Origin of the sequence: Bacillus sp. EKM501B, from assembly GCF_011800505.1 — a bacterium.
Taxonomy (GTDB): domain Bacteria; phylum Bacillota; class Bacilli; order Bacillales; family Bacillaceae_G; genus Bacillus_A; species Bacillus_A cereus.
Genome location: NZ_JAALFZ010000028.1, coordinates 43,167 through 53,996, shown reverse-complemented (window position 1 = coordinate 53,996; position 10,830 = coordinate 43,167). Strand labels below are relative to the sequence as shown.

Below are 10,830 nucleotides of genomic sequence, written 5' to 3'. Positions count from 1 at the left end.
ATTGAGGATCCAACTTTTCTCCACCGCAGATGACCACTTCTAAATTCTTAGCTTTTTTCGTTTGTCCAGCTAAAAGTGCACGTAAGGTTGCCGGAACGAATTGAGCAATGCGGACTTTGTGCTCATTCAAGAAGTCAATTAGCATTTCCTTTTGGAACACCACTTGTTTTTCCGCAATAACGACAACAGCTCCCGACATGAGTGGAATCAACGTTTCCTCCACACTAACATCAAAGGCAGAATTGGTCATATGAAGAATAGCATCTCCAGGAGCCACATGATACGTCCTTTCAAACCATTGCCATAAATTCAGTACACTGTGCTGTTCAATCAAGACGCCTTTCGGCTCCCCAGTTGATCCAGAAGTATAAATCATATAGGCTAGATGATGCCCTTCTGCCACTGAAGGTGGATTCGTTGTACGCTCTCCTTCCATCCCCTCATCCAAATAAATTACTTTGCCTGAGTATGAGTCTGTTCTTTCTTTCAGCACCGACTGTGTAAGTAAAAGAGGGACCGCGCTGTCTTTCAGCATGTACTCAATACGGCTATCTGGATATTGAGGGTCAATTGGTACATAGGCTCCCCCCGCCTTTAAAATTCCCAGCATCCCGATGAGTAGATCAAATGATGGGCGAACCATGATGCCTACCAACATATCCGTTCCAACACCTTGTTGAATGAGAACATGTGCTAGCTGATTGGCACGACTGTTCAATTCTCCGTAGGAGATGGAGCTTCCTCTAAAGACAGCCGCTGTTTCCTCCGGACGCACCTTAGCCTGCTTTTCAAATTGAGCCGAGATAGATTGGTAGGAAGGTATCGGTACAAAAGTATCATTCATACCAGCCAATAGCTCTTGTTCCTCCTGGGAAAGCAACCCGATTTCACTGATTATTTGATGTGGATCGGCCACCATCGTCTCGATAAGATGTTCAAAATGTTTTGCCATCTGTTTGATAGTTTCTTTTCTGAATAAACTTGTACTATATTCAAACCGGCACCCAAGGCAATCATTAAGAACTGCAGCCTCCAATGTTAAATCAACTTTAGAAGTGTTATAGTCTGTATCGACAATAGACATTTTGACACCTTCAGACAGCTCATAACTCTCTTTGACATCTTGTAGAGCAAATACAGTCTGATAAATAGGATTTCTGCTTGGATCACGATTGAGTTTCAGTTGCTTGGCTAGTTCATCAATAGGGTATTGCTGATGATTCAGCATACCAAGCATATCGCGTTTGACTTCTTGGCAAAATTGAGCGAAACTAGCTGTTCTGCCAACTACCTTCCTAATAGGAAGAGTGTTGACAAATAATCCTGTAATCCTTTCTATATTTGAATGAATGCGTCCTGATATAGGTGTACCAACGATCAAGTCATCTTGACCCGTGTATTTTGATAACAAGACAAAATATACTGATAAGAGACTCATATAAAGCGTCAGGCCGTGCTTCATAGAATAATCTTTTAGTTTGTTTAGTAGATTTATATTTAATTCAAATTCAAATGTTTTTCCATCAAAAGATTGCACATCTGGCCTTGGGAAATCAGCAGGCAAATTGAGCTGTTCTGTATGGTCAACAAGAATGTCCCTCCAAAAATCTCGGTGTGCAGAAAACCGATCTGCTTCTAATTGGCGCTTCTCCCATACAGCGTAATCTTTGTACCCAAGTTCCAATTGTGGCAAAGTTCTCCCCTGATATATCAATGCCAATTCTTCCATAAATACTTGGAGAGACATACCATCGAAAATAATATGATGAAAGTCTAATAATAAAACATGTTTTTGAAGAGATTGTATTTTAATCAACCGTGCCTGCATCAAGGGAGGCTTGTCCAATGAAAACGAATGAGGCGAAGCGCAAATAATCTCCTCTATTTCAGATTCCTTGTATACATCATAATCCACATGCAAGGAAACGTTTGTATGAACTTTCTGCTTAATGACGCCATCTTCTTTTATAAAAGCGGTTCTAAGCGATTCATGTCGATTGACTAACTTTTGCATTGCATCTATAAGCGCACCCGCGTCAAGTGGCCCATCTATTTGGAATACACAAGGTATGTTAAACAGATTAGCGTCTGTAATTAATGATCTTGTGTATACCCCTTCTTGCGCAGCTGTCACAGGATAAGAATCACTCTTCTTAGCAGGTAGCAGCTGTTCAAAATTGCCTATCTTCATTTTTTCTTCAATGACATCTGCCATTGCAAACAAAAGTGTATTAGAAAAAATATCCCCTAGCGTCAGTCGAATCCCGAACTCATTCTCAATCTCATTCAAAAGTTTTAATGCTTGCAATGAATGAAAACCTAGCTGGATAAAATCAGAAGTTGCATGTAAATCATCTACCTTTAGCGTTTTCTTCCAAACTTCGGCTAATTTTGCCTCAACTGCTTTATGAAACAAACCTGTCTCTTCCTTTTCCTTGAAAAAGACTTCAGGCTCTGGCAGCTCTCTCCGATTGACTTTGTGGTTTTCAGTTAAAGGCAATCGGTCTAATTGAATAAAATATGTCGGGACCATATAGTCCGGCAACTCTCTAAATAAAAAGGCTTTTATTTGATTTGTGATATCTACTTCATCTGATTCAAAGTAAGCGGCCAATACGGTTTGATGGGAGTTAGGTTTAACAGTCTTTACAACCGCTCTCCTCACCAAAGAGTGCTGAATCATTTTTGCCTCAATCTCTCCAATTTCAATTCGATGCCCTCTAATTTTGACTTGAAAGTCATTGCGCCCAAGAAACTGAATATTTCCATCAGGCAGCATTTTCGCTTGATCCCCTGTCTTATACAGCCTTTCAGAGGGATCATAAGGGTTTAAGATGAATTTTTCCTCTGTCAGCTCTACATTGTTCAAATAGCCTCTGGCGACGCCTTTTCCACCAATGTACAACTCCCCTATATAATGAGGTGGAAGAAGCTCCATGTTTTCACTAAAAATGTACATTGACATATTTGATAACGGTTTACCGATTGGCGTAATACCCTCATAATCTGCAAACGCCTGCTCAGAACAATAAATGCTCGATTCAATTGTCGCTTCAGTGACACCATACGTGTTAACAATTCGTATACTTTCACCATAACGTTCTAAGAGACGTTCATAGTCTTCTTTCAAACAAGAATCAGCACCCAGCACAACCAATTCAAGAGAAGTATGCTTAATCCCTTTTTCATACATGTCATCTAAAAGAGGAACAATTAAAGCTGGTGTTGATTCCAGCATTGTAATCTGATGTGTCTCAATCAAATTTTGAATACGTACTAAATCACGCTTTGCTTCTGACGAACAAATGACAAGGGTTCCTTGATTCAATAAAGCTCTTGCCATATCCCCAGAAAAGACATCAAACGAAAAGCTGGCCATCTGTAAGATACAAGGCTTCATTTCTTGAAAACCGTATGCTTCGTTATAGGCTTTCCACATATTTAGATAATTCCGATGTTCAATCATAACCCCCTTTGGCGTGCCTGTTGTTCCAGACGTATATATGATATAGCATAAATCTTCAGGCTTCGTCAGGTTTTCAATAGAAGATCTCGGCTGTTGCTGAATTGCTTCATCTTGAAAGTGGATGCATTCAATAGAAGCATCTTGTTCTACTCTATTTACTTGATCCGTCAGCAAAATCACAGAACTGCTGTCTTTTAGAATAAATTGGATTCTCTGCTCTGGAAATTCGGCATCGATTGGGACATAAGCTCCACCTGCTTTCATCACCGCTATCGATCCAACGATCATATCTTCTGTACGATTAGTAAGAATAGCAACTGTTTTTTCTCGTGTTATCCCCTTTTGTCGAAGGAGTCGTGCAAGCTGATTCGACCGCTCATCCAGTTCCTTATACGTCAGTGTGCGCTCCTCACAAACAACCGCTATCTTTTCAGGTATTCTTTTTGCAATTCTTTGAAAAATCTGTTGGAAATATTCCTCCGGTTCATGACAGACTATTTCCATTTGCTCCCTAAAATATAAGGATTGATCAGTAACTGTTAATAAATCTAAATTTCCAATCTGCTGCTGCGGAGCCAATAATGCTTTAGAAAGTAAAAGCATTATTCTATTAAACATGTCGCGGATCTCTGTCTCTTCAAATAAATCAACTCTATAGTCGATTTCAAATGCAATGTCTTCCCCATTTTTTACAATATGAAAGGCGAGATCATTGATTTCATAACCGTTATATAAAAAATCAACATTATATCTAATCCCATCTGTCTTAGGGAAATCCACCTCCAAATATTGTAAGGAAGTTGTATACAAATAATCATGCGTGCTGTGCTTTTTTCGCCAATCATTTAAAATACGATTATATGGATATTTTTGATGCCTCATTGTTCTAATCTGCTGCTGATTTAAATTTCTTACGAATGAAGAAAAAGTGAGAGCTGGATCAACCTCTACACGAAAAGGAACAGTGCTAACAAGCATGCCAAACAATTCCTTTTCACGAAGCGTTGTCCGATTGGAAAACATTGTACCGATTACAATATCCTTTTTCTGACTCATTTTGGACATATACAAGAAAACGCCTGACAAGAACAAATTAAATAAACTAATATGATTCTTAGTCGAATATTCTTTCAACTTTTCCGCAAGAGATTTCGGAACTGCTTTAGACAGCCGTATTGCTTTCGCACTGCTGCAATAATCGTTGCTAGGCTTAAGAGATGTTAATTCTGGCCTACTTTGGAAAATCTGTTCCCAATAAAGACGATCCTTTTCATAACGCGGACTTTTCTCGTATGTCTGCTCCGCTTCAATTTGCTCGATAAACGATGGACTTTTCACCATATCGATGACCGCACCACTTGCTAAATCAGTGTAAATGGAAATAATGGTCTCTATGCAACTCATGACAGACACAGCATCTGAAATAATATGATGAATATTCACATAAAGAAAGCACTGATGCCTGCTTTCTTTAAACACTTTAAAATCAAAAAGATCCTCGTCCTCTAGTGGTAAAGGTTGCTGAAAGTGGGCAAGTGCAGCCTCTTTTACACTTTCAGTGCCTGCATCTTTTAACTCGATAATTTCTATTTCTTTTTCAATATATTCAGCTACATACTGAACTGGTTCGCCTTCTTTTCTAGAAATCATACGTAAACGGATATTGTCTGTTCGTTTTATATACTCATTTATAGCAATAGAAATTAGATTATAAAGAAGGGGCTGCTCTGTAGCCAATTGTATAAGTGCCCCGTTGTTTGAAATACTTGTATTAGGATACATTTTTTCAACATACCAAATGCCCAGCTGTCCATTACTTAATGGAAAATAACGACTCATCTACATGTACCTCCTCATATATCCTTATTTTCTACAAACTGGCCTTGCTCCATTTTGATAAGATGATCAGCCTTATGGAAGTATTGATCGTCATGTGTAATCGCAATGACACACTTCCCTTCATCTCTTAACATAGGAAGCAAATTGTAGTAGAAGAATTTGCGATATTCTGGATCTTGATCTGCCGCCCATTCATCAAATAAACAAATAGGTCGATCCTCTAAATATGAAACTAGCAAAGCCAAACGCTTCTTTTGACCTGTCGACAGTTTAGTCGTGCTGAATTCACCATCTTTGATTGTGACCTTATCCTGAATTCTAAGAAGCCCAAGCAAGCTTTGAATTTCCTGCTCTCTTCCATCAATATCTATACCATAGAGACGGTCAAAAAGATAAAAGTCGCTAAAAATTGCAGAATAGTATTCTTGGATTTGTTCTGGTGTTTTAGAAACGCCGTTAATGAGAGTTTCTCCTCGATCAGCCGGATAAAGGCCGGTAACAAGCTTAGCAAAGGTTGATTTCCCACTTCCATTCCCTCCAGTAATAAAGGTAATTTCTCCAGCCTTAAATTCATAATCAATTGGTCCAACTGAAAAATCTTCTCCGCTTGTACCTTTATATTGGAATTGGACTCCCTTTAAAGTGAGAATCACTTTCTTTTCAGGCGACGGTTCGACAGAAATACGGTCTTCTTTTTCTAATTCAGCGACCTCTTCCATTAAACTATTAATACGTTTCCAGCTTACTTGAATCTGCATAATTTGCGGAAAAGAATGCAGCAGATAGGTGACAGGGCCAATCATATAAAGGAAAATAAAAACATAATTGTACAGCAATTCACCTTGCATTTTGAAAATCAGTGGAAAGAGAAACGCCACAAATCCAACAACCGACAATAGAATCATGTCTTCCATAATAAAAGCGTTAGCGAACTTTAGGTCAACCTTTGTCCCCTTTTTACGATAGTCGCTGCAAGCTTCTTCAAAATTTTGTTGGAATGCCAGTTTTCTTGCTCTATTTAGCTTCAACTCTTTGAATCCTGCCAACATGTCATTAATAAAACCAAAAAACTTATTTTGAATGTCCCTTGTCTCTTCATACAGTCTAGTTGCTTCCCCTGCAACAAATAGATTGATTAGAATAGTGACCACAACAACGCCCAAAGATAAAACAAGGCCCCAAAAGCTCAACATACCCAAATAAATTAGACAGAAAAACAAAGTAATTAAATTGGTCGCACCAGTAACTGCTAAATGCATGCCTTCACTAATTTTTTCTGTATCATTATTTAAACAAGCACTGATTTTTCCTTTCTCAAAACGCTCCATTCGTTCAAATGGAATTTGCAACGTTTTATCAATCAGCTTAACCCTTTTTTCATAAACTACTCGATTGGTAATTACAGCAATCCTTGTACGAATGTATCGTTCTGCAATGATATGAACAACCAACCCAATTAAAAAGGCATAGAATAAACCATTCGTAAAGTTGTCTTTCGTATTTAACGATTGATTAATGATGTATATGACAAACGTATTGCTCAACCCACTTACAGCCCCACTGATAATCATTAGCAGAAACTGTTCCTGCCCTTCTTTTTTATAAAATAAAGTAAGCGTATAGTAGAGAATATACAGACCTATCAATCCAATCGATAACCAATATACAATTGACATTTGTGTACTAACTGCTTGTAAATCGACAAACTCAGATTTTAGCCACTTATAAGATTCATGAAGAACGTAAATTAAGGCCCCATATATAACAACTGCCACACCCAAAAGCAATCTATTCTTTGCCGATACAACAAGTGAACGCTCTTTTCTCAGAGCCTGTACAATGACTCTGTATAAAATAAATAAATTGATGCAAATAAACACGCCGATGACAAACGAAGCCCCTGTCAAGGCACGTCCAATATCTGCTAGTGATTGCTCACTGCTAAAATTCAACGTTATTCCCCCCTTCAAAAACTCTAACTCTTTGTATTTTATTTCCTCTTTATTTCTCTCTACATATACAATGAAGGTTCCTTTTATTAATGCAAACACGCCTTGCTTTCTCACCACTTCCACCATTCAAAATGACAAGATTACCTGCTTAGATAATTTGAGAAATTGTATATATTGTAGCAAGCAAAAAACAAGTGCATTTTGATTGTTTCTGCAATTCTCATTTCCAAAATGGGGCTTAACTATACAAGATCCCTTACAACGAGTAAACTCCAAGATTATTTTTCTCTATCTATATTAATTAAATAAACAATTTTTCATAGTTCACTTGATATTTCCATTCCATTCAATTGTAGGGTGTTGAATCAAATAGGATGCATAATTCCCACAAAACCCAAAGTTATTGACAAGCACGCTAGATATGTTCGCAAATGCCTTTTCTTTCATAATATTTGCGGTAATTTTCGGATCAAGCTGATCTAAACCTGTTGTCGGCGGAATACATTGCAGCTTCAAGGCCAATAAAGCAGCTGCTGTTCCCAAAAAACCTGAACAACGCAACAAATGCCCACATGCTCCTTTATGAGAACTCACCGGTATACTGCTTCCATCTTCAATGGTTTCCACCAATGCTTCTGATTCGATCACATCTCCTTGCGGCGTTCCAGTTGCATGAGCATGTATATAATCTGGCTTATTGACCCCTGCCAGTTGGAGCGCTGTTTGAATAGATTTGACTACCTTTCCCTTATCTAGCTCAATCATATTTTGCTTTTCTCCCCCTAATACACAACTGGCACCGTCAAGCCATGCCAACGGCTTATGTTTACGTTCTTTCAAACTATCCGCCGACTCTAATATAATGACTCCTGCCCCCTCACCGATCGTAATACCATTTCTCTTGAGATCAAAGGGCTTTGCTTCAGTTTTTGTTATGGCTCTGACAATATCAAGTGAAGCAAAGTCATACTTATTAAATACTTCTGCACGTGCGATAAAGACCCTATCCAACTGGCCATGTCGAATCATGCTGTAGCCAATTGAAAGTGCTGTACCAATTGACGCACAAGCAGACGTCGGTCTAATGATGTTTCTTGTCTGAAATAAAGAAGTTGGAAGATGATGTTCAGGATCCATGATCCATTCATTAGCTTCATTTTCCATTGTGTCATTGTCCGGCCCTGTTACAACCGGAAGAATCAATCCCGTCCTGTGATGTTCTATCTTTTTTTCACTTAAACCAGCGATTTCTACAGCCTCTTTCATGGCAAATGATAAAAATTGTTTAGCGATACTTTCCTTAGAATGAAGAACATTCCCCTTTACCTGGCCAGCTATTTGACTCCTAAAACCACTTGCATCAAAACGGGTAATAGGCGACATAGCACATTCCCCTGAATATAACCCTTCTTCAAATGAATTCATTCCAAGCCCAAATGGAGAAACAAGCCCCATTCCACTAATGCCAATCCTATTCATATTTACAGCTCCTTCCACTGCCTTTATGTTAAACGACTTACACCTTGTCCTTTATTACTCTCGACGCAATGGTGAATCCATTCACTAAAACTTAAGTGTTCATCATGTTCGTTTTCCCATTCCCAGTTCCGTATTTCAAACAGAGGTTGGTAGTTTTGAAGACGGCATGCATTTGTTAAAGCGGCAATTGTAATCCGACCGGTGAAATTTTCATAGTCAGTTTCAGGTGCACGATAAATTTCTGCCACTAACATTAGACCGGCCAGTCGGTCTACTAAAGCGTTATGTGCTAATCCAATTCCATACATTTTGCCACAGTAATCTGCAAACGTTGTAGAGGGTCCATTGAGACCAAGTTGTATGGCTGCTTGAGCAGTTGGAAGACTATTTTCAAAAGATATCGTCATGTGAGGCCTAACAGCCTTTTTTCCTTTTTCCAAAGCTTCTACGTATCGTTCAATATCAGGCCAAATCGCATTTGAAACATTGACAAACAGGCCAATATCATCATTAGAATGGACAAATCCTTGATGTGATAATTCAGTAATAATTTTATACAGTCCTTCACATAACGGTTCTACAGTCTCATCGTTAAATTTACTTTTTTGATATTGAAAGGGTTCTCTTTCAATTGGTATCTCATTTTTTGTGATCCATTGATAGCTTGGAACCCCGTTTATAACGTCGACTTCAATGCCAATAAGAACAACTGAAGGTTCATTCTTCACTCAATCACACCCTTTGCTTGTTTTGTAAAACACATTTCCCTTAAAGCATTCCGGTCAATTTTTCCATTTGCCAGCATCGGAAATTCATCCAGTTGTTTGTAATAAAAAGGAACTTGTTCTTTTTCTAAATGCTTTTGTGCATAGCATTTTACATTTTTTGAGTTGATTTCACTTTTGTTTTTGCTAATGTATATGGCAGCGAGACGCACACCGTTGTTTTCATTATGAACACCAATAACGACAACGTCTTGAATTTCTTGAAAGTGGCGCAGCTTATTCTCGATATATTCAGGACTAATATTTTTTTCTTTAATCACAATAATATTTTTCGTCCGGCCTATAATTTTTACATAACCTTCCTCATTGATCTCTGCTAAATCTCCAGTATTAAGCCATCCTTCAGAATCGAGTGGATTTTCCTGTGAATTTGGACCAAAATAGCCCATCATATTGCTAGGGCTCCTAACAAGTAGCTCTCCCTTTTCGTTCAGTTTTAATTCCGTCCCTTCCAGTGGCCTTCCCACCGTTCCTATACAAAAATCATTCCATGCATTCAACGCCACATTGGGTCCAGCTTCTGAAAGCCCATATCCGTCGAGAATAGGACGTTTTATTAGTTCAAACCATTTTTCTGCGACAGTTTCAGGTAAGATTTCTCCTCCACATCCCCAGCTCCGCATGTTGGAAACTGCCTTTCGTTCATCCATGTCCTTACTGAAATGCTCAAGCATGATTTTGTAGAATGAAGGTGTTCCCTCAAACAAAGTAGCACCACTTTCTTTCATTAATTGCAAAACATACCGAGGCCGCAAATGTTCTGGAATAACCAGGTTCATTTTGCATGTTTCAATGATATTAATCAGAGTCAAGCCATAAGCTCCCCACAAAGGAACAGCCGCAAACATAATATCTCTTTCGGTAAAGCCCATTCTTGTGATTGTTTGTTCACTTTGATATTTGATTCCCTTTTTAGACCAGATGACAAATTTAGGCATACCAGTAACCGATCCTGTCGTTCTGATAATAGCCCCGATTCCTTCTGGAAGAAGTGCCTTTTCAATGCCATCATAACGTTCAACACAAAAACCATGATCCGCCTCATAGCAGAAAAGCGGCACTTGAATCCGCGCAAGCTCTTTTTGAGGATTTTTCATCGCACCTGTCACGACTGGAATAATTCCCAGTTCACTACACCCTTTATAGGCTGCGTAAAATAGCAGCGGATCTCTTATTGAAAGAGCGACAGCCTCTTTCGACTCTATATGGTTAGCCTTCATTAAGAGGATGAATTTATTTGTTAAATATTGAATTTTATCTGTTTGATCTTGATGGCCGACACTCACTTTGTTTTTTAATCCTATCATGC

Annotated in this window: 5 protein-coding genes; all 5 read right to left on the bottom strand. The window is 38.6% G+C overall.

Features of this window, described 5'->3' with window-relative positions:
- On the bottom strand, positions 1–5,305 hold a 5,305-nt coding region (locus tag HFD78_RS27145; protein WP_191968132.1), incomplete at its 3' end, for a non-ribosomal peptide synthetase.
- Between the two features lie 14 nt (positions 5,306–5,319).
- Positions 5,320–7,371: a cyclic peptide export ABC transporter gene (locus HFD78_RS27140; RefSeq protein ID WP_223272784.1), complete on the bottom strand. Its 2,052-nt coding sequence runs from the start codon at positions 7,369–7,371 to the stop codon at positions 5,320–5,322.
- 210 nt (positions 7,372–7,581) lie between these two features.
- The gene (locus tag HFD78_RS27135) at positions 7,582–8,736 is read right to left on the bottom strand and encodes a beta-ketoacyl-[acyl-carrier-protein] synthase family protein (protein ID WP_001079735.1); all 1,155 of its coding nucleotides are present in this window, start codon (positions 8,734–8,736) and stop codon (positions 7,582–7,584) included.
- Positions 8,737–8,759: 23 nt separating this feature from the next.
- On the bottom strand, positions 8,760–9,464 hold the full coding sequence (locus HFD78_RS27130) for a hypothetical protein (RefSeq protein ID WP_000787315.1): 705 nt from the start codon (positions 9,462–9,464) through the stop codon (positions 8,760–8,762).
- Positions 9,461–10,828, bottom strand: coding sequence for a class I adenylate-forming enzyme family protein (locus HFD78_RS27125; RefSeq protein ID WP_000579675.1), 1,368 nt, complete (start codon positions 10,826–10,828; stop codon positions 9,461–9,463). Before HFD78_RS27125 ends, HFD78_RS27130 begins: the two co-directional genes overlap by 4 nt.
- Positions 10,829–10,830: the final 2 nt, after the last annotated feature.